This is a genomic window from Isoptericola sp. NPDC056605 (assembly GCF_042792795.1).
GTDB lineage: Bacteria > Actinomycetota > Actinomycetes > Actinomycetales > Cellulomonadaceae > Isoptericola.
In genome coordinates, this window is record NZ_JBHTVT010000021.1 from 1 (window position 1) to 26,658 (window position 26,658).

Here is a 26,658-nt window from a genome sequence, read left to right on the forward strand (position 1 = left end):
CGCCAACCGCCGCGGCCCCCCGCCCCCCTCGCCCCCCCTCCCAACCCCCCGCCGGGGTGTTGCGGGGGCCCCCCCCGGCGCCGGGGCCCCCCCCCGAACTACCTCGGCGAACTTCGTGCTACCTCGGCGGAACTCGTGCGACCTCGGCGGCTGGTGACCAGCCGCCCTGCACTGTTCACCCCTCGTTCACCTGCTCCTGGGTCCCGAGCCACCTTGCGTGCCTAGCGTTCCCGACGAACGCCGGTACTTCGCCGGTGTCCCTCCGTGTGAACAGGATGGAACGAGACGTGAAGCTCAGCCGATTCTCCCGTGCTGGATCCGCCGTGGCGGTCGGCGCGCTGGCCCTGACCCTCGCCGCGTGCGGCTCGGACCCGGCCGCCCCCGGCGCGGAGTCCACCGGTGGTTCGCAGGACGGCGGCTCGTCCCTCTCGGGCGAGCTCAGCGGCGGCGGTGCCTCCTCGCAGGAGTCCGCCCAGGAGGCGTGGCGCGCCGGCTTCCAGACGGCCAACCCTGACGTCACCGTCAACTACGACCCCGTCGGCTCCGGCGGCGGCCGCACCGGCTTCACCGACGGCTCGTACGCCTTCGCGGGCTCCGACGCCGCTCTGGACGAGGACGAGATGAAGGCGGCCGAGGCCCAGTGCGGCGAGGGCGGCGTCATCGAGTTCCCCGGCTACGTCAGCCCGATCGCCATCGCGTTCAACCTCGACGGCGTCGACTCGCTGAACCTCAAGCCCGAGGTCATCGCGGGGATCTTCTCGGGTGAGATCGCGACCTGGAACGACGACGCGATCGCCGCCGACAACCCGGACGCCGAGCTGCCGGACACCGCGATCACCGTGGTGCACCGCTCGGACGACTCGGGCACCACCGAGAACTTCCAGGCCTACCTGCACGAGGCCGCCCCCGACGCCTGGGACCACGAGCCCGAGGGCGTCTGGCCGATCGAGGGCCAGGAGTCGGCCCAGGGCACCTCCGGCGTGGTCTCGGCCGCGCAGTCCGGCGAGGGCACCATCACCTACGCCGACGCCTCCCAGATCTCCGACCTGGGCACCGTGGCGGTCGGCGTGGGCGACGAGTTCGTGCCGTACAGCGCCGAGGCGGCCGCCGAGGTCGTCGCGCAGTCGCCGCGGGCCGAGGGCACCGCGGACGGCGTGTACTCGATCGAGCTGAAGCGCGACGTCGCCGGCACCTACCCGGTCGTCCTGGTCTCCTACCTCCTGGCCTGCGGCACCTACGCCGACCAGGCGCAGGCGGACCTGGTCAAGGGCTACATGTCCTACCTCGTGAGCGAGGACGGACAGCAGGTGGCCGCCGACGCCGCGGGCTCCGCGCCGCTGTCGGCCGACATCCGCGACGCGGTGCAGCCGTCGATCGAGGCGATCACGGCCGGCTGACCCCGCCCGCAGGCCGCCGGTCGGGTCGTCGAGCAGTCCCTCGACGAGCCCGGCCGGCGGCCGTCACCACCGCACAGGCAACGAGGAGAACGAGTGACCACCACCGTCAGCCCGCCCCCGCAGCGGGTGCCGGGCAGACCGCGCCGACGCGGGCGGACCACCGACCGCGGCTTCAACCGGGTCTTCCGCTGGATCGCCGTAGGCGCCGGCGTCCTGATCCTGGCCGTGCTGGCCGCCGTCGCGGTGTTCCTGCTGCAGCAGGCCTGGCCGGCCCTGACCGCCGGGTCGGACGAGCTGGCGGCCTCGGTGCCGCGCTACCCCGAGGACACGTCGCTGCTCGAGTACGTCGGACCGCTCGTGTTCGGCACGCTGCTCGCGGCGGCGCTCGCCCTCGCGATCGCGACGCCGGTCGCGATGGGGATCGCGCTGTTCATCTCGCACTACGCGCCGCGGCGGCTGGCCCAGCTGCTCGGCTACCTCGTGGACCTGCTGGCCGCCGTCCCCTCGGTGATCTACGGCCTCTGGGGCATCTTCGTGCTCGGCCCGGCCGCGCTGCCGGTGTGGGAGTGGCTGAACTCGTGGTTCGGCTGGTTTCCGCTCTTCGCCGGCCCGGTCTCGCCCACCTCGCGGGTGCTCGCGACGGTGTCCGTCGTGCTCGCGGTGATGATCCTGCCGATCATCACCGCCGTCGCCCGCGAGGTCTTCCTGCAGACGCCGAAGCTCCACGAGGAGGCGGCGCTCGCGCTCGGCGCGACCCGCTGGGAGATGGTCCGCACCGCGGTGCTGCCCTTCGGCCGGTCGGGCGTGATCTCGGCCGCGATGCTCGGCCTGGGCCGCGCGCTCGGGGAGACGATGGCGGTCCTGATGATCCTGTCGCCCGGGTTCCTGTACTCGTTCAAGATCCTCGACAGCGCCCAGCAGCAGACCATCGCCGCGTACATCGCGCTCGACTTCCCGGAGGCGAGCGGGCTCGCGGTGAACACGCTGATCGCCACCGGCCTCGTGCTGTTCGTCATCACGCTGGCCGTCAACATGGCCGCGCGCGCGATCGTGGCGCGCCGCAAGGAATTCTCGGGGGCCAACGGATGAGCACCGCCACCATCGACCCTGCCGGCCCCACGGGCGACGCCACCGCGCGCACGCGGGCCGCGCTGACCGGCGCCGACGGCGCCCGGCGCCGCAAGGACCGCACGATGACGGTGCTGATCTGGGGCGCGTTCGTCGTGGCCATGGCACCCCTCGTGTCGCTGATCTGGACGGTGCTGAGCAACGGCGCCGGCCGCATCAGCATGGACTTCCTGACGCTGTCGATGCGCAACATCTTCGGCGGCGACCCGAGCGGCGGCATCTACCACGCCATCGCCGGCACGCTGATCATCACGGCCCTCGCCACGGTGATCTCGGTGCCGATCGGCCTGCTCACCGCCATCTACCTCGTCGAGTACGGCAAGGGCGCGCTGGCCCGCGCGGTGACGTTCTTCATCGACGTCATGACGGGCATTCCGTCGATCGTGGCCGGCCTCTTCGCCGTCTCGCTGTTCACCCTGATCCTCGGGCCGGGGGTGCGGATGGGCATCATCGGCGCCGTCGCGCTGTCGGTGCTGATGATCCCGGTGGTCGTCCGCTCCTGCGAGGAGATGCTCAAGCTCGTGCCGCACGAGCTGCGCGAGGCGTCGTACGCGCTGGGCGTGCCCAAGTGGCTGACGATCGTCAAGGTCGTGCTGCGCACCTCGGTGGCCGGCCTCACCACCGGCATCCTGCTCGCCGTCGCCCGCGTGATCGGCGAGACGGCGCCGCTCCTCGTCACGGTGGGCGTCACCGACTCGATCAACTTCGACCCCTTCGAGGGCCGGATGATGACGCTCCCGGTGTTCGCCTACCGCCAGTACAGCCAGGGGCTGGCCACCTGCCCGGGCGGGGAGTCGGCGACCTGCGTGGCCGACATCGCGATCCAGAACGCGTGGGGCGCGGCGCTCGTGCTGATCGTCCTGGTGCTCGCCCTCAACCTCATCGGCCGGCTGGTGAACCGCTGGTTCTCCCCGAAGCTGCGCTGACCCGCAGCCCCCGCCCGCCGCAGCCCACCGCGCAGCCCAGAGAAAGAGACAGACGATGGCACAGCGCATCGACGTGAAGGACCTCAACATCTACTACGGCGACTTCCTCGCCGTGCAGGACGTGTCGATGACGATCGACCCGAAGTCGGTGACGGCGTTCATCGGCCCCTCCGGGTGCGGCAAGTCGACGTTCCTGCGCACGCTCAACCGGATGCACGAGGTGATCCCGGGCGCCCGCGTGGAGGGCACCGTGGAGATGGAGGGCGTCGACCTGTACGGCGACGACATCGACCCGGTGGCCGTGCGTCGCAACGTGGGGATGGTCTTCCAGCGCCCCAACCCGTTCCCGACCATGTCCATCCGCGACAACGTGCTCGCGGGCGTGCGGCTGAACAACCGCCGCATCGGCAAGGCGGCCGCGGAGGAGCTCGTCGAGGGCTCGCTGCGTGGCGCGAACCTGTGGAACGAGGTCAAGGACCGCCTCGACCGGCCGGGCTCCGGCCTGTCCGGCGGGCAGCAGCAGCGTCTGTGCATCGCGCGCGCCATCGCGGTGAAGCCGCAGGTGCTGCTCATGGACGAGCCGTGCTCCGCGCTCGACCCGATCTCGACCCTCGCGATCGAGGACCTCATCGGCGAGCTGAAGCAGGACTACACGATCGTCATCGTGACGCACAACATGCAGCAGGCGGCGCGGGTCAGCGACCGGACGGCGTTCTTCAACATCGCCGGCACGGGCAAGCCCGGCCGCCTCATCGAGATGAACGAGACGTCGACGATCTTCTCCACCCCGTCCGAGCAGGCCACCGAGGACTACGTCTCCGGCCGCTTCGGGTGACCGTCCCGCTCACCGGGCGGCGACCTCGGCGGGGAACGTCGTGCCGGTGAGCTCTTCCGAGACCTCCCACAGCCGGTGTGCGACGGCGGTGTCCCTGGCTCGCGCCGACCGGCCGACGAGCGCCGGGGCACCGCGCCCTTCGAGGAAGCCGCTCGGCCCCGCGTAGCTGTCGCCCGGCACGTCGGCGACCGCCGCGTAGAGGGTGGGCAGGGCGCCGTCCTCGGCGCTCTGCGCGACGGGGACCGACACGCGGTGCAGCAGGTGCCGGACGCCGCGGCGCTCGCTCAGCAGCCGCGTGGCGGCCATCCCGGGATGGGCGGCGACGGCGGCCACGGAGGTCCCGGCCGCCGTGAGGCGTCGTTGGAGCTCCGCCGTGAAGAGCAGGTTGGCGAGCTTCGACTGCCCGTAGGCCGCCATCGGGCGGTACCGGCGGCGATCCCAGTTCAGGTCGTCGAAGTCGATGGCGCCGAACCGGTGCGCGTTCGAGGAGACGGTGACGACGCGCCCGCGCACCCGGGGCAGCAGCAGGTTCGTGAGCGCAAAGTGCCCCAGGTGGTTGGTGCCGAGCTGCAGCTCGAACCCGTCGGCGGTGCGCGAGAGCGGCGGCACCATCACCCCGGCGTTGTTGACGAGCACGTCGACGGGCTCGGCGAGGTCCGCGGCGAACGCCCGGACGGAGGCGAGGTCGGCGAGGTCGAGCGGCCGGACGACGACGTCGCCGGACATCGCGCGGGCCGCGGCGCGGCCCCTGTCGACGTCGCGGACGGCGAGCACCACGCGCGCCCCTCGCGCGGCGAGCACCTCCGCGGTGACGCGGCCGATGCCGCTGGTGGCTCCCGTGACGACGACAGTCCGGCCGGGCTGGGCGGGGACCTGGGCGAGCGTAAAAGTAGTCATGGACTACAAAGTAGTCAGTGGCTACTCATGTGGTCAACGGCAACATGGCGCGGCTAGGCTCAGGGCGTGCCCGAGCCCGTCGCCGAACGCCCCTACCACCACGGCAGCCTCCGCGCCGCGCTGCTCGACGCCGCGGAGCGCCGCCTGCGCGCGGACGGGGCGGACCGGCTCTCGCTGCGCGACCTCGCGCGCGAGGTCGGGGTCAGCCACGGGGCGCCCCGGCGGCACTTCGCCGACCGGCAGGCGCTCCTCGACGCGCTCGCGGAGTCCGGGTTCGATCGCCTGGACCGGGTGCTGCGCGAGGCGCTGGACGGCGCCGGCGACGAGTTCGAGCCGCGCCTGCGCGCCGCGGCCGTGGCCTACACCCGGTTCGCGACCGAGAGCACCTCGCTGCTCGAGGTGATGTACGCGGGGAAGCACGGCCCCGGTGCCGACCGGATCCTCGCCGCGGCGGCGGAACCGTTCGGGCGGTTGCACGCGCTCGTCGCCCAGGGGCGCGACGAAGGGCTGCTCGCCGGGGGCGACCTCGACCTGACGTCGACGGTCCTGCTCGCGACGCTCCAGGGGATCGCGGCGCTCGTCAACGGGGGTGTCGTCGACCCGCGGCGGTGCGACGGCCTCGTCGAGGCCGCCGTCGACCAGTTCCTGCACGGGGCGGGCCCGCGCTGACCTCGCCCGTGGGCGGGGACGACGCAGGGCGGGCCGCAGCACGTGCCGCGGCCCGCCCTGCGCGGTGGGTCAGACGCCCGAGGTGTTCGGCACCCAGGCCGCGTACTCGGGGAGCGTGCCGTCCATGACCGGCAGGAAGAAGTTCTCGTCCGTGCCGGCGCCGGACAGCGTCGCGTCGAGGTCGCCGCCCGGGTGGGTGGCCACGGTGCCGAGCTGGGCGTCGACGGCCTGGTCGCTCACCTGGTCGGCGCTCAGGTAGATGGTCTGCCCGGCCGGCACCGTGAGCGAGATCGGCTCGGCGCCCTCGGCGGCGAGCACGAAGTCGACGTCCTCGGCCGAGCCGTTCGCCAGCGCGCCGAGCACGGCGCCGGGCTCACCCTCGCCCTCGGAGACGATCATGAGGTTGATGCCACGCACCTGGTCGGTGAGGTTCACGCGGACGCCGTCGGACGGGGCGTACGGCTTGGTGGTGATCGTGGGGGAGCAGGCGGCCAGCAGCAGGGCGCCCGCCATGACGCTGGCGGCGGCGACGAGGCGTGCGGGGCGGGCGGAGCGGGACACGAGCTCTCCTTCGAAGGCGTCGGCTCGCGGGCGCGGGTGGCCGCGCGGGCGCGGGGCATCAGGGTTCCCCCACGTCAGGCGGGGAGGGGCGGGCCTGCAGGGCCCGCCGACATCTTAACGATGCCGGACGCGCGCTGCGTCCATGATTGCGCTTCCAGGCCTCTGACCTGCGCAAACGGGTTCGTCACAGGGCTGTGGAGAGGCCGTGGGGCGGGGGAGTGTCAGCCTCCCCGTGATAAACTCGTCGACTGGGAAAGGGGACATCTGCAGATGACGTTCACAGTAGGCGAGACGGTTGTCTACCCGCATCACGGCGCCGCGCTGATCGAGGAGATCAAGACGCGCAAGATCCGTGGCGAGGAGAAGATGTACCTCAAGCTCAAGGTTGCCCAGGGCGACCTGACGATCGAGGTCCCGGCGGAGAACGTCGACCTCGTGGGCGTGCGCGACGTGGTCGACCAGCAGGGGCTGGACCGCGTCTTCGAGGTGCTGCGCGCGCCCTACACGGAGGAGCCGACCAACTGGTCGCGCCGGTACAAGGCGAACCTCGAGAAGCTCGCGTCCGGCGACGTGATCAAGGTCGGCGAGGTCGTGCGCGACCTGTCGCGCCGCGACGCGGACCGTGGCCTCTCGGCGGGCGAGAAGCGCATGCTCGCGAAGGCTCGCCAGATCCTCGAGTCCGAGGTCGCGCTCGCGGAGGGCGTCGACGAGGAGAAGGCCGGCGCCATCATCGACGAGGTCCTCGCGTCCTGAGGCCTCCCGTCACCAGCGCTGCACGACGGCGACCTGCGGCTCCGGCCGCCGGTCGCCGTCGTCGTTCCGGTACCGTGACGCCGTGACGACGCTCGCGATCCTCACCGCCGCGGGGTCCGGCACCCGCCTCGGCCGGGACCTGCCGAAGGCCCTGGTCGACCTGGCGGGCTTTCCCCTCGTGGTGCACGCCGCCCGCCGCCTCGCCGCCTCGGGCGTCGTCGACTCCCTGGTCGTCACGTGCCCCGCGGGCCTCGACTCCGCGGTGCGCGACGTCGTCGCGCAGGACCCGCACGTGGACGTGCCGGTCCGCGTGGTCGAGGGCGGCGGCACCCGGCAGGCGTCCGTCGCCGCGGGCCTCGCCCTCGCCGGCCCGGACGACGACGTGGTCCTCGTGCACGACGCCGCGCGCCCGCTCGCCCCGCCGCGTCTGGTGCGCCGGGTCGTCGACGCGGTGCGTGCCGGCCACGGCGCGGTCGTGCCGGGGCTGCCGGTGACCGACACGGTGAAGCGCGTCGTCCCGGCGCCGACCGCGGGCGGGCCGGACGTCGAGCGGGTCGTCGAGACCCCGGACCGCGCGGTGCTGCGCGCGGTGCAGACGCCGCAGGGCTTCGACCGCGTGCTCCTGGCGCGCGCGCACGCGCAGGGCGCGGCCCGGGCCACGGCGGAGGGGCTGGCGGCGACGGACGACGCGGGGCTGGTCGAGGCGCTCGGCGAGACCGCCTACGTCGTCACCGGCGAGGAGACGGCCATGAAGATCACCACCGAGCGCGACCTGCAGGTGGCCGCGCTGCTGCTGGAGGAGGAGTCGTGACCGCGTCGCCCGCGGGGCTGCCGCGCACCGGGCTCGGCGTCGACGTGCACGCCTACGCCCCCGAGGGGTCCGACCGCGAGCTGTGGCTGGGGGGTCTGCGCTGGCCGGGGGAGCGACCGCTCGCCGGGCACTCGGACGCCGACGTGGCGGCGCACGCCGCCGCCGACGCCCTGTTCTCCGCCGCGGGCATCGGCGACCTCGGCACCCACTTCGGCACCAGCGAGCCCGAGTGGGCCGGGGCCGCGGGGAGCACCCTGCTCGCCGAGGCGGCCCGGCGCGTGCGGGCGGCGGGGTTCGAGATCGGGAACGTCGCCGTGCAGGTGATCGGGAACCGGCCCAAGGTCGGCCCGCGCCGGGCCGAGGCCGAGGCGGCGCTCACGGCCGCGGCCGGGGCGCCCGTCTCCCTGAGCGCCACCACGACCGACGGCCTGGGGCTCACCGGCCGCGGCGAGGGCGTCGCGGCGATCGCCACGGCGCTCGTGGTCGCCGCCGGCTGAGCCGGTCGGCACCGGCCCAGCCTCATTGCTGCAGCCGCGGGTCCTGCGACGGGTCGGCGTACGGCTCCGGGCAGCCCTGCGCGGCGGCGTCCGGGCGCAGCTCGACGTGCCACGGCTCGTTCGCGTACACCCGGCACAGCCCGTAGGCGGCGCCGTGGTCCGCCACCCACTGGCTGCCGCCCGACTGCTGCAGGTCGACGGCGTCGCCGCTGACGTGCGACGACGTGTCGGCCGAGGCCACCCAGCGGGCCGCCTCGGCCGCGGACCCGTACTGGGCGACCGCCTCGCGCAGCAGCCGGTCCTGGTAGGCGGCCGAGCGCCAGGCGCTGTTGACGAAGAACGTGACGCCGTCCTGCTCGGCGTCGGCCGCGGCCGCCTGCAGGGCGGCGAGCAGCGCGGGGTCGAGGTTCGCCAGGGCCGGGAGCGCGTCGTCGAACACGGTGGTGCCGTCGGGGACGTGGCCGGCGGCCTCGCCGTCCCGCGCCCCGCGGTCCGGACGGTCGGCGGGAGCCTTCGCCGGCGCGACCGACGTCGTCGCGGGCGGGGGCGACGACGCCTGGCAGGCCGCGAGCCCGGCCGCCGCGGCGGCGACGACGGCGAGCGCGAGCGCGGTGCGGGTCCGGCGGGCCGTCCGGGCGGCGGGGGTGCGGGACGCGAGGGCGTGTCGGTGGTGGAGCATGCCCCCAGTCGAGCCGGGGCGGTGTTGCCCGGGCGTATGCGCTGCTCGATACGCGGACGATAGGTGCCGCTCCGTAGCATCGAGGCATGCGTGTGCTGATCGTCGAGGACGAGCCGTACCTGGCCCAGGCCGTCCGCGACGGGCTGCGGCTGGAGGCCATCGCGGCGGACGTCGCCGGCGACGGCGGCACCGCCCTCGAGCTGCTGGGCGTGAACTCCTACGACGTCGCCGTGCTCGACCGTGACATCCCCGGCCCGTCGGGGGACGAGGTCGCCGCGAGCATCGTCGCGTCCGGGAGCGGGCTGCCGATCCTCATGCTCACGGCCGCGGACCGTCTCGACGACAAGGCCACCGGGTTCGAGCTCGGGGCCGACGACTACCTCACCAAGCCGTTCGCGATGCGGGAGCTCGTGCTGCGGCTGCGCGCCCTCGACCGGCGGCGGGCCCACAGCCGGCCGCCGGTGCGCGAGCTCGCGGGCCTGCGCGTGGACCCGTTCCGCCGGGAGGTCTACCGCGACGGGCGCTACGTCGCGCTCACCCGCAAGCAGTTCGCCGTGCTGGAGGTGCTGGTCGCGGCCGACGGCGGCGTCGTCAGCGCGGAGGAGCTGCTGGAGCGGGCGTGGGACGAGAACGCCGACCCCTTCACCAACGCGGTGCGCATCACGGTGTCGGCGCTGCGCAAGCGGCTCGGCGAGCCGTGGGTGATCGCCACCGTGCCCGGCGTCGGCTACCGCATCGCGACCGGGCCCGAGGACGGGGCCCCGCACGAGGCGCGCGAGGCCCGCCGTGGCTAGGAGCCCCGGCCCGAGCGTCCGGCTGAAGCTCACGCTCAGCTACGCCGGGTTCCTCGTGGTGGCCGGCGCGCTGCTCCTCGCCGTCGTGTGGGTCTTCCTGCTGCGGTACGTGCCGGACACGATCATCGTCGACGTCGCACCGTCCCGCCCCGGGCCCGGGCAGTTCGTCCCCAACCGCTCCGACCTGGAGCGCGCGTTCGCCCCACGGGTGGCCTGGGCGATGGTCTTCCTCCTGGTGTTCGGCCTGCTCGGCGGGTGGTTCCTCGCCGGGCGGATGCTCGCCCCGCTGGACCGCATCACCGACGCCACCCGCCGGGCGGCGGAGGGTTCGCTGTCCCACCGGGTCCGGCTCGCGGGCCGGCAGGACGAGTTCCGCGAGCTCGCCGACGCGTTCGACGCGATGCTGGCCCGGTTGGAGGCGCAGGTCGCCGAGCAGCAGCGGTTCGCGGCGAACGCCTCCCACGAGCTGCGCACCCCGCTCGCGGTGACGCGGACGCTGCTCGAGGTCGGTGCCCAGGACCCGGAACGGGACACGGAGGAGCTCCTGCGCCGGCTCGAGGCCGTCAACGCGCGCGCCATCGACCTCACCGAGGCGCTGCTCCTGCTCAGTCGCGCCGACCGGGGGACGTTCGTGCGGGAGCGCGTCGACCTGTCCCTCGTCGCGGAGGAGGCGGCCGAGACGCTGCAGCCGCTCGCGGACGGGCGGGGCGTCGACGTGCGGGTCGGGGGCGACGTCGCCCTCGCGGCGGGTTCGCACGCGCTCCTGCTGCAGCTCGCCACGAACCTCGTGCACAACGCGATCGTGCACAACCTCCCGGCGCGCGGCACGGTGCGGGTGGAGACCGCCGTCCGGGGCGACGACGTCGTGCTCACCGTCGAGAACTCGGGGGAGCCGCTCGACCCGAGGCTCGTCCCCACGCTCGTCGAGCCGTTCCAGCGCGGCGGCGGGCGCACGCACGGGGAGCACGCGGGCGTCGGGCTCGGCCTGGCGATCGTGCGGAGCATCGCCGAGGCGCACCAGGGCACCCTCGCGCTCGCCGCTCTGGGGGACGGCGGCCTGCGCGCCACGGTGCGGCTCCCGGGGGAGCGGGCCGCCCCACCGGGCTGGTGGCCCCCCGCCTAGTCCGTGCTGCTGTCGGCGGTGCCGAGGACGGTGTCGGTGTAGTCGTTGCGGAAGACGCCGTCCGGGTCGACGGCGGCCCGCACGCGTGCGACGTCCGCCAGGGGGTAGTGGTCGGCCAGGTACTCGGCCGTGCGGGTGTGCATCTTGCCCCAGTGCGGCCGCCCGCCCGCTGCGGCGAAGATCTGCTCGGCCGCGCTGAAGTACCGCTGGTACGGCATCGGCGCGTACTGGTGCACCGCGACGTAGGCCGTCTCGCGGCCGTGCGCCGTCGAGAGCCAGACGTCGTCGGCGGCGGCGAAGCGCACCTCCACCGGGAACGGGACGGGCTCGCCGGAGGCGCGCAGCCAGGCGTCCAGGTCGTCGAGCACCGGGCGCAGCGCGGCGCGCGGCAGGGCGTACTCCATCTCCACGAACCGCACGCGGCGGCGGGTGACGAAGACGTCGGCCGAGGGCGCCAGGTACGTCTTCGCGCCCAGCGCCCGGGCGCTCACCGCGTTGAGCCGGGGGACGATGCCGGGTGCGGCGAACGCGAGCCGGTTCGCCACCTCGAAGACGCCGTTGGACAGCACCTCCTCGTCGAGCAGCGCGCGGGCGCGGGCGCCCGCCGTGCGGACGACGCCGCGGGCGCCGGCCCGGCCGGCCGCCCACCCCTCGACCTCGTCCGCCGTCGCGCGGTTGTTGCGCTTGGTCAGCGCCCGGCGGGTGCCGGGGAACCAGTAGAACTCCGCGTGGTCGTTGCCGTCGACGTACTCGTCGAGCCCTTCCAGCACCCGGTCCAGCGGCCAGGGCTCCTCCTGGGCCCGCAGCCAGAACGCGGGCACCACCTCGAGCGTGACCGCGGACAGCACGCCCGCGACGCCGAGGCCCAGCCGCGCCACCTCGAACAGCTCGCGCTCGGGCGAGCCCGGGGCCGCGGCGTCCGACGCGGACCGGACGACGCCGTCGGCCCCGACCACGCGGACGCCGCGCACCTGCGTCGCGAGGCCGCCCAGCCGCGCGCCGGTGCCGTGCGTGCCGGTCGAGATCGCGCCCGCGACGGACTGGCGGTCGATGTCGCCGAGGTTGCGCATCGCCAGGCCGAGCGCCGCGAGCAGGCGGTTGAGATGGTGCAGCCGGGTGCCGGCCCGGACGGTGACCAGCGACGTGCCGTCGGCCTGCGGCGTCACCGCCTCGATGCCGCTGAGGTGGTCGAGGCCCACGTGCACGCCGTCCGTCACCGCCGCGGCCGTGAAGGAGTGGCCCGCGCCCATCGCGCGCACCCGCAGCCCGTCGGCGGCGGCCCCGGCGACGACGGTGCCCAGCTCGCCCTCGTCGCGCGGCGCGACGCGGCGCGCGGGCTGCCACGAGTGCGTGCCGCCCCAGGTGCGCAGCGGGGTGTCGGGGGTGGCGGGGGCCGGTGTGCGGGCGACGGTGCTCGAGGTCACGCGGCACACTCTGCCACGGGCGGAGGCCCCGGCGGATCCCCCTCCGGGTGGATCGTCGGCGACCCGTCGGATCGCCCGCAGGATCACCCCGCACGGCCGTCGGACGACGCCCCGCGCCCGGTGTAGCGTGCGGTCATGACCCAGACGGAGCGGCTGGCCCGCGCCACCGCGCACCTGCCCGCTCCCGTGGCCGTGGTCGACCTGGACGCCTTCGACGCCAACGCCGCCGACCTGCGCCGCCGCGCCCGGGGCATCCCCGTGCGGGTGGCGAGCAAGTCCGTGCGGGTGCGCTCGCTCGTCGGCCGGGCGCTCGACGCCGGGTTCCAGGGCGTCATGGCGTTCTCCCTGGCGGAGGCGCTCTGGCTCGTGCAGGAGGGGGTGCGCGACGTCCTCGTCGGCTACCCCACCGTGGACCGGGACGCGCTCGCGCGGCTCGCCGCCGACGTCCGCGCGCGGCGCGAGGTCACGCTGATGGCGGACGACGTCGCCCAGCTCGCCCTCCTGGACGCCGCCCTGTCGTCCGTCGAGGTGCCGGCGGGGACGGGCGACCTGCCCGACGTCGCGGTCTGCCTGGACGTCGACGCGTCGCTGCGCCTCGACGCCGGCCCGCTGCACCTGCACCTGGGCACGCGGCGGTCGCCGCTGCGCACCCCGGACGACGTCGCCGCGCTCGCCCGCCGCGTCGAGGCGCTGCCCGGCGCGCGACTGCGAGGGCTCATGTTCTACGAGGCGCAGGTCGCGGGCCTGCCCGACACCAACCCGGCCGTCCGGCTGGTCAAGAGGCTGTCGGTGGCCGAGCTGTACGGCCGCCGGTCGGCCGTCGTCGAGGCCGTGCGCACCGCCGTCGGGCGCGCCGTGGAGCTGGTGAACTCGGGCGGCACGGGCTCCCTCGAGACGTCGTCGGTCGGGCCCACCGTCACGGAGGTGACCGCGGGCTCCGGGCTGTTCGTCCCCGGCCTGTTCGACGGGTACCGCTCCTTCGACCCGCGGCCCGCCGCGTTCTTCGGGCTCGACGTCGCGCGGGTGCCCGCCCCGGGCTGGGCGACGGCGTTCGGGGGCGGGTACGTGGCCTCCGGGCCGGCGGGGCGCTCGCGGCTGCCACGGGTCGCGACGCCCGGCTGGTCGCTCACCGGCACCGAGGGCGCGGGGGAGGTCATGACGCCGCTGCGCGGGCATCGCGACGCGCCGCCCCTCGCCGTCGGGGACCGCGTGTGGCTGCGGCACGCCAAGGCGGGCGAGCTCATGGAGCGGTTCGACGTCGTCCACCTGGTGCGCGGCGACGAGATCGTCGAGTCGGTCCCCACCTACCGCGGCGAGGGACGCACCTTCGGCTGAGGGACCGGCCGGTACGCTGGACCGGTGAGCCTGCACCTGTACGACACCGCGACGCGCGACGTGCGCGCCTTCGTCCCCCTGAACCCGGGCGAGGTCGGTATCTACCTGTGTGGCGCCACCGTGCAGGCCCCGCCCCACATCGGCCACCTCCGGCCCGTCATCGCGTTCGACGTGCTGCGGCGCTGGCTGGAGCGCTCGGGGCTGCGGGTCACGCTGATCCGCAACGTCACCGACATCGACGACAAGATCCTCGCCAAGGCCTCCGCGGCCGGCGTCGCCTGGTGGGCGCACGCCGCCGCGCACGAGCGGATGTTCACGCGCGCCTACGACGCGCTCGGCGTCATCCCGCCGACGTACGAGCCGCGGGCCACGGGTCACGTGCTCGACATGGCCGAGCTCATGCAGCGCCTGGTCGACCGCGGGCACGCGTACACGACCGGACCGGGCGACGTCTGGTTCGACGTGCGGTCGTGGCCCGCGTACGGCGAGCTGACGAAGCAGCGGCTCGAGGACCTCAACCCCGAGCCCGCGGGCGACGACGCCGCGGCGTCCGCCAAGCGGGACCCGCACGACTTCGCGCTGTGGAAGGCGCCCAAGCCGGGCGAGCCGGGCACGGCGTCCTGGGAGACGGCGTTCGGCCGCGGCCGGCCGGGCTGGCACCTCGAGTGCTCCGCGATGGCCCGCCGCTACCTCGGCGACACGTTCGACATCCACGGCGGCGGCCTCGACCTGCGGTTCCCGCACCACGAGAACGAGCAGGCGCAGTCCCGCGCCGCCGGGTACGGCTTCGCGCAGCGCTGGATGCACTGCGCGTGGGTCACCCAGCAGGGCGTCAAGATGAGCAAGTCGCTGGGCAACGGCCTGCTCGTGAGCGAGCTGCTCGCGCAGGCGCCCGCGCCGGTGATCCGGTACGCCCTCGCGGCGGTGCAGTACCGCTCGATGCTCGAGTGGTCGCCCGACACCCTGGACGAGGCCCGCACCACCTGGGAGCGGCTGTCCGGCTTCGTGGACCGCGCCACCGAGCGCGTCGGCGGGGTGCCCGCCGACGAGGTCGCGAAGGCCGAGCTGCCGGTCGGGTTCGTCGAGGCGATGGACGACGACCTCAACGTGCCCGCCGCGCTCGCCGTCGTGCACGAGCACCTGCGCGCCGGCAACAGCGCGCTGGCGTCGCGCGACGACGCCGCGGCGCGTGAGGAGCTCGTCGCCCTGCGCGGCATGCTCGACGTCCTGGGCCTCGACCCGCACGACCCGCAGTGGGCCTCGGGATCCGACGACTCCACGGCGCGTTCCGCCCTGGAGTCGCTCGTCGCGGCCGAGCTCGACGCGCGGGTCGCCGCGCGCGCCGCGAAGGACTGGGCCACGAGCGACGCCATCCGCGACCGCCTCGCGGCCGCCGGCGTCGTCGTGCAGGACTCCGCCGACGGTGCCCGCTGGACGCTGACCGACTGACCCGCTCGACCACCTGAGAAGAGACACCATGGCAGGCAACACCCGACGTCCCGGCGCCGTCCGCAAGGCCGGCAGCAAGAAGGGCGCGCAGGTCGGCACCGGCGGGCACAGCCGCAAGGCGCTCGAGGGCAAGGGCCCGACGCCGAAGGCCGAGGACCGCACATACCACCCGGCGCACAAGCGCAAGGTGGCGGCCGAGAAGCGGCAGGCCGTGCAGGCGCAGAAGGGCGCCAGCAAGGGCGTCGTGCGCGGCACGCGCCGCCCCACCGGCGGCGCCGAGGTGGTCGCGGGCCGCAACGCCGTGCTCGAGGCGCTGCGCACCGACGTGCCGGTCACCGCGGTGCACCTCGCCGCGCGCATCGACCACGACGACCGCACGCGGGAGATCCTCGAGCTGGCGTCGACCCGCTCCGTGCAGCTGCTCGAGGTGAGCCGCACCGAGCTGGACCACCTCACCGAGGGTTCCGTGCACCAGGGCGTCGCCGCGCAGGTGCCGCCCTACGACTACGCGGACGTCGAGGACCTGCTGGACGCCGCCGCCGAGGCCGGCCAGCCGCCGCTGATCGTCGCGCTCGACGGCATCACCGACCCCCGCAACCTGGGCGCCGTGCTCCGGTCCGCCGGGGCCTTCGGCGCGCACGGCGTCGTCGTGCCGTCGCGCCGGTCGGCCGGCGTCACCGCGTCGGCGTGGAAGGTGTCCGCGGGCGCGGCCGCCCGGGTGCCCGTGGCCAAGGTGACCAACCTGGCGCGCACCCTCACCGACCTGAAGAAGTCCGGCGCGTTCGTCGTCGGTCTGGACGCCGGCGGGGACACCACCGTGCGCGACCTCGCGTTCGCCACCGACCCGCTGGTGCTGGTCGTCGGGTCCGAGGGGCACGGGCTCTCGCGCCTGGTGCGCGAGACCTGCGACGCCGTCGCGTCCATCCCCATCTCGTCCGACGTCGAGTCGCTGAACGCCGGCGTCGCCGCGGGCATCACGCTCTACGAGGTGGCCCAGGCCCGCCGCTGACCCGAGCCCACCGCGCCGCCCGGGAGCGGGCGGTCAGGTCGACAGGTGGAAGTGGTCGTCCTCGGGGGCGGCGTCCGGTCCGGCGCCCATGTCGACGATGTCGACGTCGCCCTCGCGGTCCGGCTCGCCCGGCGGCAGGCCGAGGATCGCCTTCTCGTCCCGGCGGTGGCGCAGCACGTGCTCCACGTAGGACGCCGTGGCCTCGGGCATCGGGACGTCGCGCCCCGCCTGCTCGGAGATGAACCAGCGGTGGTCGAGGATCTCGTGGAACAGCTGGGCCGGCTCGAGCTTGCGGCGCAGCTCGCGGGGGACGGCGCGGATGGTCGGCTGGAAGATGTTCTGCGACCAGTCGTGCGCGACCATCTGCGGGTCGTCCTCCTGGCGGTCCGTGGCCGCCACGTACGAGTCGAGGTCGTTGAGGAGCCGGCGGGCCTGGTTGTCCTGGACGTCCAGGCCGGTGAGGCGGAACAGGCGGCGCGAGTGGTGCCCGGCGTCGACCACCTGGGGCTGGATGCGCACGGTGGTGCCGTCGATGTCCGTGGTGATCGACAGCTCGCCGACGTCGAAGCCCAGGTCGTTGAGCCGGTCGATGCGCGCCGCGACCCGCCAGCGCTCGTCGGACCTGAACGACTCGACGCCCGTGAGCGCCTCCCACAGCTCCGTGTACCGGGACACGAGGGCGTCGCCGATCGCGATGGCGTCGACCTCCTCGTCGAGCAGCTCGCCCGCCTCGAGGTCGAACAGCTCGCCGATGATGTTGGTGCGGGCGAGGTCCACGTCGTAGGAGCGCTGACCGGGGGTGAGCTCGCGGTGCAGGTCGCCGGTCTCGGCGTCGACGAGGTAGGCGGCGAACTGGTGCGCGTCGCGCCGGAACAGGGTGTTCGACAGCGACACGTCGCCCCAGTAGAAGCCGACGAGGTGGACCCGCACCAGCAGGACGGCCAGCGCGTCGATGAGGCGGGCCGCGGTGTCGGGGCGCAGGGCCTGGCTGAACACGGCCCGGTAGGGGAGCGAGAACGCGAGGTGCTCCGTGACGAGCGCGGCCTCGAGCGGCTCGCCGTCGTCGTCCCGGCGGCCCGTCACGACGCCCACCGGGCGCACGGCGGGGATCTCGAGCTTGCGCAGCTGGCGCAGCAGGTCGTACTCGCGGAACGCGACCGCCTCGCTGATCTCCTTGATCGCGAGCACGCGCCCGTCGAGGCGGACGAACCGCACGACGTGACGCGAGATGCCGCGGGGGAGGGCGGCGAGCACGTCCGCGGGCCAGTCGGCCAGGGGGGCGCGCCACGGCAGGTCGAGCAGCGCGGAGTCCGGCGTCGCCGAGGTGATCTGCAGCTGTTCCACGTCGCTCCAGGTGTCGTACGGGAGGCCAGATGTCGTGCGGGAGGGCGGATGGCCCGGCTCGTCAGGGTACGCGACGAGGGGCGGGCCCGGCAGCAGCCGGACCCGCCCCTCGGGCGGTGCGGTGAGTCGTTGCCGACCCAGCGGCGACTCAGTTGAGGCGGTTGCCCGTCGCGGCCGAGAAGAGGTGCGACTGCCCCGGCTTGATCGTCACGTGGATCGTGTCGCCCTTCATGGGGACGTTGCGCGGGTCGATGCGCACGATCACCTGGTTGTCGCCGGCGCCCGAGCGGACCTCGGCCTCCTCGGCGGCGGGGCCGACGAGCGTGCCGTAGACGAAGGCGTCCGAGCCGAGCTCCTCGACGAGGTTGACGGCCACGGGCATCGCGTTCTCGGTGCCGTCCGAGACCACCTCGAGCGCCTCGGGGCGGAAGCCGATGGTGATCTTGCCGCCGTCGGCGTCGGTGAGCTGCTCCACGGTCGACCGCTCCAGCGGCACGCGGGCGGCGCCCACGTGGGCCACGCCCCCGTCGACCTTGAAGGTGGCGATGTTCATCGCCGGCGAGCCGATGAAGCCCGCGACGAAGACGTTGGCCGGGGTGTCGTACATCTCGCGCGGCGTGCCGACCTGCTGCAGCAGCCCGCCCTTGAGCACCGCGATGCGGTCGCCCATGGTGAGCGCCTCGGTCTGGTCGTGCGTCACGTAGACGGTCGTGACGCCGAGGCGGCGCTGCAGCGACGCGATCTGCGTGCGGGTCTGGACGCGGAGCTTGGCGTCGAGGTTCGACAGCGGCTCGTCCATGAGGAACACCTGCGGCTGGCGCACGATCGCGCGGCCCATGGCGACGCGCTGACGCTGACCACCGGAGAGCGCCTTCGGCTTGCGGTCGAGGTACTCGGTGAGGTCGAGGATCTTGGCGGCCTCCTCGACGCGCTGGCGGATCTCGGCCTTGGGGGTGCCGGCGATCTTCAGCGCGAAGCCCATGTTGTCGGCCACCGACATGTGCGGGTACAGCGCGTAGTTCTGGAACACCATCGCGATGTCGCGGTCCTTCGGCTGGACGTCCGTGACGTCGCGGTCGCCGATGAGGATGCTGCCGCCGTTGACGTCCTCCAGGCCGGCGAGCATGCGCAGCGAGGTGGACTTGCCGCAGCCCGAAGGGCCGACCAGGACGAGGAACTCGCCGTCCTCGACGTGCAGGTTGAGCTGGTCGACGGCCGGGCGCTCCGTGCCCGGGTAGATGCGCGTCGCGTGGTCGAAGGTGACCGTTGCCATGGTTGCAATCCCTCCACCGGCAGGTACGTGCCGGACGATCCGTTGTGGGTGGGTGCCGTTGCTTTCACGCTGGCGTGTCGGCGGTGACACATTCTGTTGTCGTGCGCTCCGGACCTCGGCCGGACCGGCCTCGGATCGGTGCGCCGGGATGATCGTACATGCCCCGGGCGTGAGTTCTGACACAGCCCAGGTCAGGGCCTCGCGAGGGTTCGGAAAGGGCTGTCCGTCAGGCCTCGAGCGCGTCCGCGAGACGCTCCAGGAGGGCCGCGAGCGCGTCCGCGTCCGCCACGCGCTCGCTCGCCCGCGTCGCCCCCGGGCCGACCTTCACGCCCAGGTCGCCCGGCCCGAGCACCTCGAACGCGGCCTCGTCGGTGGTGTCGTCGCCGGCGTAGAGGACGAGCCCCCGGAGGCGTTCGTCGCCCTCCTCCAGCTCCTGGCGCAGACGTTCGACGGCGATCCCCTTGGACGTGGGGACGACGGCGATCTCGACGACGTCCTTGCCGTGCATCGCGTGCAGGCCGAGGCGTGCCGCCACCGCGTCGGCGTCGGCGGCTGCGGCGCGCGCGTCGTCGGCGTCGCAGAGCCGGGTGTGCAGGACGGCGGCGCTGGGCTTGTCCTGCACCCACGCGCCGCGCCGGCCGTCGACCGCGTCCTGCAGCCCCTCGCGCAGCCGTTCCAGGCTGTCCGCCTGCGCGTCGGTGAGGCGCAGCGGCACGGCGTCGACGCCGTGCGCGGCGACCCGGCCGGTCTCCGCGCCGTGGCTCCCCACCAGGTACGTGCCGGCGGGGACGCCCGACCGGGCGGCGAGGTCCGTGAGGTTGCGGCCCGAGACGAGGGCGAGCCGCAGCTCGTCGCCCCCGGTCGGCACCGGCCGCGCCGCGAGCGCGGCGAGCCGGTCCACGGCCGAGCGCGCGGCCGGCGTCATCGTCGAGGCGGAGGGATCGTCGACCAGCGGCGCGAGCGTCCCGTCGAAGTCGAGCGCGACGAGCCGCGCGACCCGCGGCGTCGACCCCGGCCGGCGGGCGAACGCCAGCACCGCGGCCTCGGCCGCCTCGGTCCCGCCCGGCACGGGCCCGGTCATCTGTCGCCCGTTCACCCGCGGCTCGACCGGGCCGGCATGGCGGTGAGCACGCCGAGGAACGTCTCGGACCACTTCGCGACGTCGTCCGCCATCACCTTGCGGCGCAACCGGCGCATCCGGCGCCGCTGCTCGCGCGGGGGCATGTGCGCCGCCGCGACGATGGTGTCCTTCATCCCGTCGATGTCGTGCGGGTTGACCAGCAGCGGCCCGGGGGCGAGCTCGTCGGCGGCGCCGGTGAACTCGCTCAGCACCAGCACCCCCTGCTCGTCCGAGCGCGCCGCGATGTACTCCTTGGCCACGAGGTTCATGCCGTCGCGCAGGGACGTGACGAGCATGACGTCGGCCGCCAGGTACAGGGCGGCCATCTCGTCGGGCGGGTAGGAGTGGTGGAGGTAGTGGATCGCCGAGTGCCCGAGCTCGCCGAACTCGCCGTTGATGCGGCCCACGAGCCCCTCGACGTGCTCGCGCAGGTCCTGGTAGGCCCCGACGTTCTCGCGGCTCGGGCTCGCGACCTGCACCAGCGTGCAGTGCTCGACGTCGAGCCGGCCGTCCTGCAGCAGCTCGCCGTACGCCTTGATGCGGTGCCGGATGCCCTTGGTGTAGTCGAGGCGGTCGACGCCCAGCATCATCACCTTCGGGTCGCCCAGGTCGGCCCGGATCTCCTTCGCGCGGGCCTGCACCTCCGGCTCGCGGGCCAGGGCGTCGAAGTGGTGGGAGTCGATCGAGATGGGGAACGCCGCGGCGCGCACGTGCCGGGCGGGGCGGCCGTCCTCCTCCGCGACCGTGATGATCGGCCCGCGGGTGGTGTGCTTCGTGAGCCGGCGCACGGAGCGCACGAAGTTCGACGCGTCGCCCCCGCGCTGGAAGCCGATGAGGTCCGCGCCCAGCAGGCCCTCGACGATCTGCGTGCGCCACGGCAGCTGCTGGAACAGCTCCACCGCCGGGAAGGGGATGTGGTCGAAGAACCCGATCCGCAGGTCGGGCCGCAGCTCGCGGAGCATCTTCGGCACCAGCTGGAGCTGGTAGTCGTGCACCCAGACGACGGCGCCCTGGGCCGCCTGCGCGGCCGCGGCCTCGGCGAAGCGGCGGTTGACGCGGCGGTAGGCGTCCCACCACTGCCGGTGGTAGGTCGGGGGCGAGATGACGTCGTGGTACAGCGGCCAGAGGGTGTCGTTGGAGAACCCCTCGTAGTACCGCTCGATGTCGCCCTGGCTGAGGGAGACCGGCACGAGGAGCATGCCGTCGGCCTCGAAGGGCTCGTGCTCGAGGTCGGGGGCGCCGGACCAGCCGACCCAGGCGCCGTCCGCCTCGCGCATCACCGGCTCGAGGGCGGTGACGAGGCCGCCGGGGGAGCGGTGCCAGTCCACCCCGCCGTCGGCGTCGACCGTGAAGTCGACGGGGAGCCGGTTGGCGACGACGACGAGGTCGTACCCGTCGCCCTTCCGACGATGGCTGCTTGACGAACCTTTGCCTGCCAAGGGACCTCTCTCCACGGGTTCTGCCAGGAATCTCTCAAGACTCCGGAGGGCTTCGAAAGAACAGCGTCCTCCCCGGACAGGGTACCGACGCGGCCTCGGGCTCGCCCCGGCGCGGCGCGACGTCACCCGTTCGCGCACTCCCGTCGAGGGGCGCGCGGGCGCGCCACGACCTGCGCGCGACCCGTTCGAGACCCGACGGTGACCTGCCGCGGACCCGCGCGGCACGGCGCGCCTCGGAAGGTCCGGACGGATACGGTGTGCCCCATGGGTGAGGTCGACGCGATGCAGGTCCCGGGGCGGAACCCGGTGCCCGGTCCGCCGTCGGCCGCCCGCGACGGCGGCGCGAGGGGCCCGGGGCCGGCGCCGGACGGCGGGGAGGACGGCACGTCGTCGGACCGCGCGCCGCGCGTCTCCCGGACCCGTGACGGTGGCCTGGCCGAGGGTTCGGAGGTCGGCGGGTACACCGTGGTGCGACCGCTCGGGAGCGGCGCGATGGGCGCCGTCTACGAGGCGGTCGACGGCGGCGGCGGTCGCGTGGCGCTCAAGGTGCTGCACGCGCACGTCGACGCCGACCCCGCCGGGCGCGAGCGGCTGCGGCGCGAGGCCGCGGCCCTGCAGCGGCTGCGGCACCCTGCCGTCGCGCAGGTGCTCGACGCCGAGCTGGAGGGCCCCTACGCGTTCGTCGTGACCGAGCTGGTGGACGGCGTCACCCTCGAGGAGGAGGTGGACGAGCGCGGCCCGCTCGACGCCGCCGACGTGTTCTCCCTCGCGGACCAGCTCGCCGCCGCCCTCGAGGCCGTGCACGACGCCGGCGTGGTGCACCGCGACCTCAAGCCCTCGAACGTGATGATCACCGCGCAGGGGCCCGTGCTGATCGACTTCGGCATCGCGCAGGGCCCGGGCGACACCCGGACCACGTCCGCGGGGTTCGTCATGGGCACCCCCGGCTACATCGCACCCGAGCTGCTCGACGGCGGCGCGCCCGTCGCGGAGACCGACTGGTGGAGCTGGGCCGCCCTGCTCTCCTTCGCCGCCACCGGCCGCTCGCCGTTCGGCGTCCGGCCCACCGAGCTGGTGCTGCGGCGCTCGCGGGAGGGCCGGCCCGACCTGCACGGGCTGCCGGCCCGCACCGCGCGGGCGCTCGCGGGGGCGCTCCAGGCCGACCCGGCGCTCCGCTGGGGCCCCACCGAGGTGGCGCGTGCCCTGCGCCGGGACCTCGACGACGCCCTGGGCGGTGCGCCCGACCCCTGGGCCGCGCCGGACGCCACGCAGCGCATCGCGCAGTCCGTGGAGACCCAGCGGGTGGGGCTGCCGACGCAGGTCGTCGCGGCGGCCGCGGCCCCGGCGTCGTACCCCCCGACCGGCGCCGTCCCGATCGCACCCGGCACCGGGCCGGGGTCGCCCCCGCCCCCGCCGCCGGTCGCGCCGGACCGCCCCACCACGTCGGCCACCGTCGTGCCGGCGCCCACCACGCCGGCCGACGCCGAGGACCCCACGCAGACGATGACCGCGCTGGAGCGCGACCGGCTGCAGGCGCAGGACGGCGGCACCCGCGCCATCCCGGTCGGCGACGTCCGCTACAAGGGCTACGACCAGCTGGTCGAGGAGCTGCCGCCCGAGCCCCCCGGCCCGTACGAGCGACCCGTGCACCGGCGGCGCACGGGGACCGCCGTCGCCGTCGCGCTGCCGCTGGTGGCGCTCGCGGCCACCCGCCCGCTCATCGGTTTCGGCGCCCTCGTCGCGCTCGTCCTCGTGTGCCGCGCCGTCGCGACGTCCGGCGACCGGCTGCACACGCGGCGCGAGCACAAGGGAGTGCGCCGCTCCGACGGGTTCGTGGGCACGCTGCTGTTCCCGTGGCACGCGCTCCTGGGCGTCCTCGGGTCGATCCCCGCGGTGCTGGTCGGCGCGTGCGCCGGCCTGCTGACGCTGCTGGCGGGCTGGTGGCTGTTCGGCGCGGGGCACCTCATCGTGCTGCCCCGCGGGGACCTGGAGGCACGGTCCCAGGGCGGGATGAACGAGGACATCGTGTTCAACGGTGTCCTGGCGGGGGTGATGGTCGTCGCGCTCCTGGCCACGTGGTTCGGGCCGGCCGGCGGCACGGCACGAGAGGGCGGCCGCATCATCCTCGGCAAGATCGCCCCGGGGCGCGTCGGCGCCGCCGTCCTCGTGGGCGTCTGCCTGGTGCTGACGGTGATCCTCGTCGCACCCGTGCTCACCGACCCGACGATCGAGTGGTGGCCCATCAGCGGGCCGCCCGAGATCCTCTGACGACTCGCGCTCGTCGTCGCACGGCCCGGCAGGACATTCCCGGCGAACGTCCAGGTGCCGCGGGTAGGCTTCGCCCCGTCCGGCGCTGCCGCGCCGCCCCGCTCTCCCGAGATCCTCGAGGACACGATGTCGACGAAGAACCCGAACATGACGAAGGCGCAGCGCCGCGACGCGGCGCGCGCCGAGGCGCTCGCCCTGCGCGAGAAGGAGCAGCAGCGCGACCGTCGCAACCGGATCATCACCCTGTCCGTGCTCGGCGTCGCGCTCGTCGCCCTCGGCGTCGTGGTCTGGATGATCCTTCAGCAGGGTGCCAAGAACAACGTCGACGACGTCCCCCTGGCCGAGGTGACCATGCCCTCGACGGCGCAGGAGAACGGCGGCATCCCCGTCGGCGCCGACAACGCGGCCGGCACGACCAACGACGACGCCCCCGTCGTCGACGTCTACCTCGACTACATGTGCCCCGTGTGCGGCCAGTTCGAGCAGACCAACGCCGCCGACATCGACGAGATGGTCGCGGCCGGCGACGCGACCGTCGTCTACCACCCCGTGTCGATCCTCGACCGGCTGTCCGCCGGCACGGACTACTCGACGCGCGCCGCGTCCGCCGCGGCGTACGTCGCCGACAAGGCCCCCGACGCGTTCCCGGCGTTCCACGCGGCGCTGTTCACCAACCAGCCGGCGGAGAACACCGAGGGCCTCTCGGACGAGCAGCTCGGGTCGTACGCCGAGGAGGCGGGGGCTCCCGCCGACGTCGCGACCGCCATCGAGGACGGCACCGCCCGCCAGACCTTCGGCCAGTACGTCCACTCGGCCACGCAGGACGCGACCTCGGACGAGGCGCTGCAGAACCCGCAGTCGAAGTCGTTCGGCACGCCGACCGTCCTCGTCGGCGGCGAGCGCTTCGACAACTGGGGCACGCAGGGCGCCATCGGCGAGGCCGTCACCGCGGCCGCCGGCAGCTGACCGACGCGCGGCACGGCCTGCCCGCCCCGGTAGGCTGTGCCGCGCTCCCGCCGCCTTAGCTCAGCTGGTAGAGCTCCCGTCTTGTAAACGGAAGGTCGTCGGTTCGAATCCGACAGGCGGCTCCCCGCACGACGACGGGGCGGACCGTGGCCAGGCCACCGTCCGCCCCGTCGCCGTACCGGCGGGTTATCGCGCGTCGTCCGCCGGGGGCCAGGCGGCGGGCTCGCCCCACTTCGGCGCGCGGCCGTCACCGCTGGACGTGTGCTTGATCCGCCGCTGCACCCAGGGCACGACGTGCGTGCGCGCCCACTGCGCGTTGGCGCGGGCGCGCTCGACGAACGCCTGCGGCGGCAGCGGGTCGAGCGCGACGGCGTAGTCGGCGTCGTCGGGCTCCTGGCCGAGGCCGACGAGCGCGGCGTCGGCGACTCGGCGGTGCCCCTCGGGCGTGAGGTGGATGCGGTCGTCGGCCCACATGCGCAGGTCGAACAGCGGGTCGAGACCCCACAGGTCCAGCACGTGCGCGCCGTGCTTGCGCGCGATGGTCCAGATGTTCGCGTTGTACTGGCCCACGCGGCCGCGGGTCCAGCTCAGCCCCGCGCCCGCCTTGAAGCCCGTGCCCAGCAGCACGTCGGCCCCCGTCGCGCGGATCGTCGCCACGCCCTGCTCCAGCCGCGCGGAGAGCACGTCGATGTCGGCCTGCGGGCGCAGGATGTCGTTGCCGCCGCCGACGAACGACACCAGGTCGGGCTGCATCTCCAGCGCGACGTCGACCTGCTCGTCGAGGATGTGACGCAGCAGCCGGCCGCGGATCGCGAGGTTCGCGTACTCCAGGCCGGGCGCGCCCACGGCGGTGCGGCGGGTCGACAGCGCGTCGGCGAGCCGGTCGGCCCACCCGCGCTGCTTCGCCGGCGACTCGGTGCCGGCCGGTGCCGGGGTGCCGTCGGCGAACGGGTACGGGTCCCACAGGCCCTCGCTGAACGAGTCGCCGATCGCGACGTAGCGCGTCCACGGGGGAGCGGGGGCGGGGGTCGTGCCGTCAGGGGTCGGGGTGGAGTCCTGCGTGGTCACGTCCGCCATTGTGCTCCTCGTGCGGCGGTGCGCGCTCGGGGCGACGACGTCGGGCCGTGTCCCCGCGGTGCGGCCGGCCGTCAGGCGAGGCGCCAGTCCACCGGCGTCCCGCCCTGCGCCTCCAGCAGCGCGTTGACGCGCGAGAACGGGCGGGAGCCGAAGAACCCGCGGTACGCGGACAGCGGGCTGGGGTGCGCGCTCTCGACGGTCGGGACGTCGCCCAGCCACGGCTTGAGCGACGCGGCGTCGCGGCCCCACAGGATCGCGACGAGCGGGCCGCCGCGCGCCACGAGCGCCTTGATCGCGGCCTCGGTCACCTGCTCCCACCCCTTGCCGCGGTGCGACGCCGGGGTGCCCGGCCGCACGGTGAGCACGCGGTTGAGCAGCATGACGCCCTGGTCGGCCCAGGGGCGCAGGTCGCCGTTCGACGGCGTCGGCACACCGACGTCCTCCGCGAGCTCGGTGTAGATGTTCACGAGCGACCTGGGGACCGGCCGCACCTGCGGCTGCACGGAGAACGACAGTCCCATGGGGTGACCGGGCGTGGGGTACGGGTCCTGCCCGACGACGAGCACGCGCACGTCCGCGAGCGGCCGGGAGAACGCCGCGAAGATGTGCGGGCCGTCGGGCAGGTACGTGCGGCCGGCGGCGACCTCCGCGCGCAGGAAGTCGCCCATCGCGTGGATCTGCGGCTCGACGCCGGCCAGCGCGGCGGCCCAGTCCGGCGCCATCACCTGGTCGAGGGGCGGCCGCTCCTGCGTCGTCGTGCCGGTGCCGGTCGTCGTCGAGGTGTCCACGCCGCGACGCTAGCGCACCCCACCCCACGAGTTGTCAGGGCGAGCGCGGGGTATCCCGCGCGCACGCCCTGTCGACTCCTGGACGCCGACAGGGCG

The 26,658-nt window shown here is 74.5% G+C and carries 25 protein-coding genes and 1 tRNA gene; 16 read left to right on the forward strand and 10 right to left on the reverse strand.

Going from position 1 to position 26,658, the window contains the following annotated elements:
- Positions 1-287: 287 nt before the first annotated feature.
- From ACFQ8Y_RS18200 to pstB, 4 genes are all read left to right on the forward strand, one after another.
- Complete coding sequence (locus ACFQ8Y_RS18200) at positions 288-1,397, forward strand: phosphate ABC transporter substrate-binding protein PstS (RefSeq protein ID WP_430548604.1); 1,110 nt, start codon at positions 288-290, stop codon at positions 1,395-1,397.
- Positions 1,398-1,490: 93 nt separating this feature from the next.
- Positions 1,491-2,486, forward strand: a complete 996-nt coding sequence (gene pstC, locus ACFQ8Y_RS18205; RefSeq protein WP_430548605.1) for a phosphate ABC transporter permease subunit PstC — start codon at positions 1,491-1,493, stop codon at positions 2,484-2,486.
- Positions 2,483-3,451: a phosphate ABC transporter permease PstA gene (gene pstA / locus ACFQ8Y_RS18210; protein ID WP_430586340.1), complete on the forward strand. Its 969-nt coding sequence runs from the start codon at positions 2,483-2,485 to the stop codon at positions 3,449-3,451. The genes pstC and pstA overlap by 4 nt, the downstream gene beginning before the upstream one ends.
- A 55-nt stretch (positions 3,452-3,506) precedes the next feature.
- The gene (gene pstB / locus ACFQ8Y_RS18215; protein WP_430548607.1) at positions 3,507-4,286 is read left to right on the forward strand and encodes a phosphate ABC transporter ATP-binding protein PstB; all 780 of its coding nucleotides are present in this window, start codon (positions 3,507-3,509) and stop codon (positions 4,284-4,286) included.
- A gap of 9 nt (positions 4,287-4,295) precedes the next feature.
- On the opposite strand, the gene ACFQ8Y_RS18220 is transcribed toward pstB, so the two are convergent.
- Positions 4,296-5,183: an oxidoreductase gene (locus ACFQ8Y_RS18220; RefSeq protein ID WP_430586341.1), complete on the reverse strand. Its 888-nt coding sequence runs from the start codon at positions 5,181-5,183 to the stop codon at positions 4,296-4,298.
- Positions 5,184-5,249: 66 nt separating this feature from the next.
- Here ACFQ8Y_RS18220 and ACFQ8Y_RS18225 point away from each other — a divergent pair, with 66 nt between their 5' ends.
- A complete protein-coding gene (locus ACFQ8Y_RS18225) occupies positions 5,250-5,852 on the forward strand; it encodes a TetR/AcrR family transcriptional regulator (protein WP_430564353.1) in 603 nt (200 codons plus the stop codon).
- Positions 5,853-5,921: 69 nt separating this feature from the next.
- Here ACFQ8Y_RS18225 and ACFQ8Y_RS18230 read toward each other — a convergent pair whose 3' ends face one another.
- Positions 5,922-6,413, reverse strand: a complete 492-nt coding sequence (locus ACFQ8Y_RS18230; protein WP_430586342.1) for a hypothetical protein — start codon at positions 6,411-6,413, stop codon at positions 5,922-5,924.
- 270 nt (positions 6,414-6,683) lie between these two features.
- On the opposite strand from ACFQ8Y_RS18230, the gene ACFQ8Y_RS18235 reads away from it, so the two are divergent.
- From ACFQ8Y_RS18235 to ispF, 3 genes are all read left to right on the forward strand, one after another.
- On the forward strand, positions 6,684-7,166 hold the full coding sequence (locus ACFQ8Y_RS18235; RefSeq protein ID WP_079570762.1) for a CarD family transcriptional regulator: 483 nt from the start codon (positions 6,684-6,686) through the stop codon (positions 7,164-7,166).
- A gap of 82 nt (positions 7,167-7,248) precedes the next feature.
- Positions 7,249-7,977, forward strand: a complete 729-nt coding sequence (gene ispD / locus ACFQ8Y_RS18240; RefSeq protein WP_430586343.1) for a 2-C-methyl-D-erythritol 4-phosphate cytidylyltransferase — start codon at positions 7,249-7,251, stop codon at positions 7,975-7,977.
- A complete protein-coding gene (gene ispF, locus ACFQ8Y_RS18245; protein WP_430548612.1) occupies positions 7,974-8,474 on the forward strand; it encodes a 2-C-methyl-D-erythritol 2,4-cyclodiphosphate synthase in 501 nt (166 codons plus the stop codon). The genes ispD and ispF overlap by 4 nt, the downstream gene beginning before the upstream one ends.
- Before the next feature lie 22 nt (positions 8,475-8,496).
- On the opposite strand, the gene ACFQ8Y_RS18250 is transcribed toward ispF, so the two are convergent.
- Positions 8,497-9,153, reverse strand: a complete 657-nt coding sequence (locus ACFQ8Y_RS18250; protein ID WP_430548613.1) for a D-alanyl-D-alanine carboxypeptidase family protein — start codon at positions 9,151-9,153, stop codon at positions 8,497-8,499.
- 86 nt (positions 9,154-9,239) lie between these two features.
- Between ACFQ8Y_RS18250 and ACFQ8Y_RS18255 the strand changes: the two genes are divergently transcribed.
- Positions 9,240-9,947 carry a response regulator transcription factor gene (locus ACFQ8Y_RS18255; protein ID WP_430548614.1) on the forward strand — a complete coding sequence of 236 codons (708 nt, stop codon included), beginning with the start codon at positions 9,240-9,242 and terminating at the stop codon, positions 9,945-9,947.
- Entirely contained in the window at positions 9,940-11,070 is a 1,131-nt protein-coding gene (locus ACFQ8Y_RS18260) for a sensor histidine kinase (RefSeq protein ID WP_430586344.1), read from the forward strand. The genes ACFQ8Y_RS18255 and ACFQ8Y_RS18260 overlap by 8 nt, the downstream gene beginning before the upstream one ends.
- Here ACFQ8Y_RS18260 and ACFQ8Y_RS18265 read toward each other — a convergent pair.
- Positions 11,067-12,494 (reverse strand): D-arabinono-1,4-lactone oxidase, encoded by a 1,428-nt coding sequence (locus ACFQ8Y_RS18265; RefSeq protein WP_430586345.1) that lies wholly within the window; start codon positions 12,492-12,494, stop codon positions 11,067-11,069. The genes ACFQ8Y_RS18260 and ACFQ8Y_RS18265 overlap by 4 nt on opposite strands.
- A gap of 135 nt (positions 12,495-12,629) precedes the next feature.
- On the opposite strand from ACFQ8Y_RS18265, the gene ACFQ8Y_RS18270 reads away from it, so the two are divergent.
- Genes ACFQ8Y_RS18270 through rlmB form a run of 3 tightly spaced genes read left to right on the forward strand, consistent with a single transcriptional unit; the run spans position 12,630 to position 16,287 of the window.
- Complete coding sequence (locus ACFQ8Y_RS18270) at positions 12,630-13,829, forward strand: alanine racemase (RefSeq protein WP_430586346.1); 1,200 nt, start codon at positions 12,630-12,632, stop codon at positions 13,827-13,829.
- Positions 13,830-13,853: 24 nt separating this feature from the next.
- On the forward strand, positions 13,854-15,278 hold the full coding sequence (gene cysS, locus ACFQ8Y_RS18275) for a cysteine--tRNA ligase (protein WP_430586347.1): 1,425 nt from the start codon (positions 13,854-13,856) through the stop codon (positions 15,276-15,278).
- 28 nt (positions 15,279-15,306) lie between these two features.
- A complete protein-coding gene (gene rlmB / locus ACFQ8Y_RS18280; RefSeq protein WP_430586348.1) occupies positions 15,307-16,287 on the forward strand; it encodes a 23S rRNA (guanosine(2251)-2'-O)-methyltransferase RlmB in 981 nt (326 codons plus the stop codon).
- Positions 16,288-16,320: 33 nt separating this feature from the next.
- On the opposite strand, the gene ACFQ8Y_RS18285 is transcribed toward rlmB, so the two are convergent.
- From ACFQ8Y_RS18285 to ACFQ8Y_RS18300, 4 genes are all read right to left on the reverse strand, one after another.
- Positions 16,321-17,631, reverse strand: coding sequence for a DUF4032 domain-containing protein (locus ACFQ8Y_RS18285; protein ID WP_430548620.1), 1,311 nt, complete (start codon positions 17,629-17,631; stop codon positions 16,321-16,323).
- Between the two features lie 148 nt (positions 17,632-17,779).
- A complete protein-coding gene (locus ACFQ8Y_RS18290) occupies positions 17,780-18,904 on the reverse strand; it encodes an ABC transporter ATP-binding protein (RefSeq protein WP_430548621.1) in 1,125 nt (374 codons plus the stop codon).
- A 226-nt stretch (positions 18,905-19,130) separates the two neighbouring features.
- Entirely contained in the window at positions 19,131-19,985 is an 855-nt protein-coding gene (gene otsB / locus ACFQ8Y_RS18295; protein WP_430548622.1) for a trehalose-phosphatase, read from the reverse strand.
- A gap of 11 nt (positions 19,986-19,996) precedes the next feature.
- On the reverse strand, positions 19,997-21,463 hold the full coding sequence (locus tag ACFQ8Y_RS18300; RefSeq protein ID WP_430548623.1) for a trehalose-6-phosphate synthase: 1,467 nt from the start codon (positions 21,461-21,463) through the stop codon (positions 19,997-19,999).
- Between the two features lie 264 nt (positions 21,464-21,727).
- Here ACFQ8Y_RS18300 and ACFQ8Y_RS18305 point away from each other — a divergent pair, with 264 nt between their 5' ends.
- The 3 genes from ACFQ8Y_RS18305 (at position 21,728) to ACFQ8Y_RS18315 (ending at position 24,819) form a co-directional block, all read left to right on the forward strand.
- Positions 21,728-23,731, forward strand: a complete 2,004-nt coding sequence (locus ACFQ8Y_RS18305) for a protein kinase (protein ID WP_430586349.1) — start codon at positions 21,728-21,730, stop codon at positions 23,729-23,731.
- Positions 23,732-23,857: 126 nt separating this feature from the next.
- Positions 23,858-24,697, forward strand: a complete 840-nt coding sequence (locus tag ACFQ8Y_RS18310; RefSeq protein ID WP_430586350.1) for a DsbA family protein — start codon at positions 23,858-23,860, stop codon at positions 24,695-24,697.
- A gap of 49 nt (positions 24,698-24,746) precedes the next feature.
- Positions 24,747-24,819 (forward strand) — tRNA-Thr (locus ACFQ8Y_RS18315).
- Positions 24,820-24,883: 64 nt separating this feature from the next.
- Here the strand turns inward: ACFQ8Y_RS18315 and ACFQ8Y_RS18320 are convergent.
- Both ACFQ8Y_RS18320 and ACFQ8Y_RS18325 read right to left on the reverse strand, forming a co-directional pair.
- Positions 24,884-25,774 carry an SGNH/GDSL hydrolase family protein gene (locus tag ACFQ8Y_RS18320; protein ID WP_430564362.1) on the reverse strand — a complete coding sequence of 297 codons (891 nt, stop codon included), beginning with the start codon at positions 25,772-25,774 and terminating at the stop codon, positions 24,884-24,886.
- A gap of 71 nt (positions 25,775-25,845) precedes the next feature.
- Positions 25,846-26,496: a uracil-DNA glycosylase gene (locus tag ACFQ8Y_RS18325; protein WP_430549028.1), complete on the reverse strand. Its 651-nt coding sequence runs from the start codon at positions 26,494-26,496 to the stop codon at positions 25,846-25,848.
- Positions 26,497-26,658: the final 162 nt, after the last annotated feature.

Bases quoted from the DNA above. Each gene is read 5' to 3' on its own strand.
- pstA (WP_430586340.1), top strand. From the start codon at position 2,483: ATGAGCACCGCCACCATCGACCCTGCCGGCCCCACGGGCGACGCCACC.
- pstB (WP_430548607.1), top strand. From the start codon at position 3,507: ATGGCACAGCGCATCGACGTGAAGGACCTCAACATCTACTACGGCGAC.
- ACFQ8Y_RS18220 (WP_430586341.1), bottom strand. From the start codon at position 5,183: ATGACTACTTTTACGCTCGCCCAGGTCCCCGCCCAGCCCGGCCGGACT.
- rlmB (WP_430586348.1), top strand. From the start codon at position 15,307: ATGGCAGGCAACACCCGACGTCCCGGCGCCGTCCGCAAGGCCGGCAGC.
- ACFQ8Y_RS18305 (WP_430586349.1), top strand. From the start codon at position 21,728: ATGGGTGAGGTCGACGCGATGCAGGTCCCGGGGCGGAACCCGGTGCCC.
- ACFQ8Y_RS18325 (WP_430549028.1), bottom strand. From the start codon at position 26,496: ATGGCGCCGGACTGGGCCGCCGCGCTGGCCGGCGTCGAGCCGCAGATC.
- ACFQ8Y_RS18310 (WP_430586350.1), top strand. From the start codon at position 23,858: ATGTCGACGAAGAACCCGAACATGACGAAGGCGCAGCGCCGCGACGCG.
- otsB (WP_430548622.1), bottom strand. From the start codon at position 19,985: ATGACCGGGCCCGTGCCGGGCGGGACCGAGGCGGCCGAGGCCGCGGTG.
- ACFQ8Y_RS18320 (WP_430564362.1), bottom strand. From the start codon at position 25,774: ATGGCGGACGTGACCACGCAGGACTCCACCCCGACCCCTGACGGCACG.
- ACFQ8Y_RS18255 (WP_430548614.1), top strand. From the start codon at position 9,240: ATGCGTGTGCTGATCGTCGAGGACGAGCCGTACCTGGCCCAGGCCGTC.
- ACFQ8Y_RS18250 (WP_430548613.1), bottom strand. From the start codon at position 9,153: ATGCTCCACCACCGACACGCCCTCGCGTCCCGCACCCCCGCCGCCCGG.
- ACFQ8Y_RS18290 (WP_430548621.1), bottom strand. From the start codon at position 18,904: ATGGCAACGGTCACCTTCGACCACGCGACGCGCATCTACCCGGGCACG.
- ACFQ8Y_RS18270 (WP_430586346.1), top strand. From the start codon at position 12,630: ATGACCCAGACGGAGCGGCTGGCCCGCGCCACCGCGCACCTGCCCGCT.
- ACFQ8Y_RS18235 (WP_079570762.1), top strand. From the start codon at position 6,684: ATGACGTTCACAGTAGGCGAGACGGTTGTCTACCCGCATCACGGCGCC.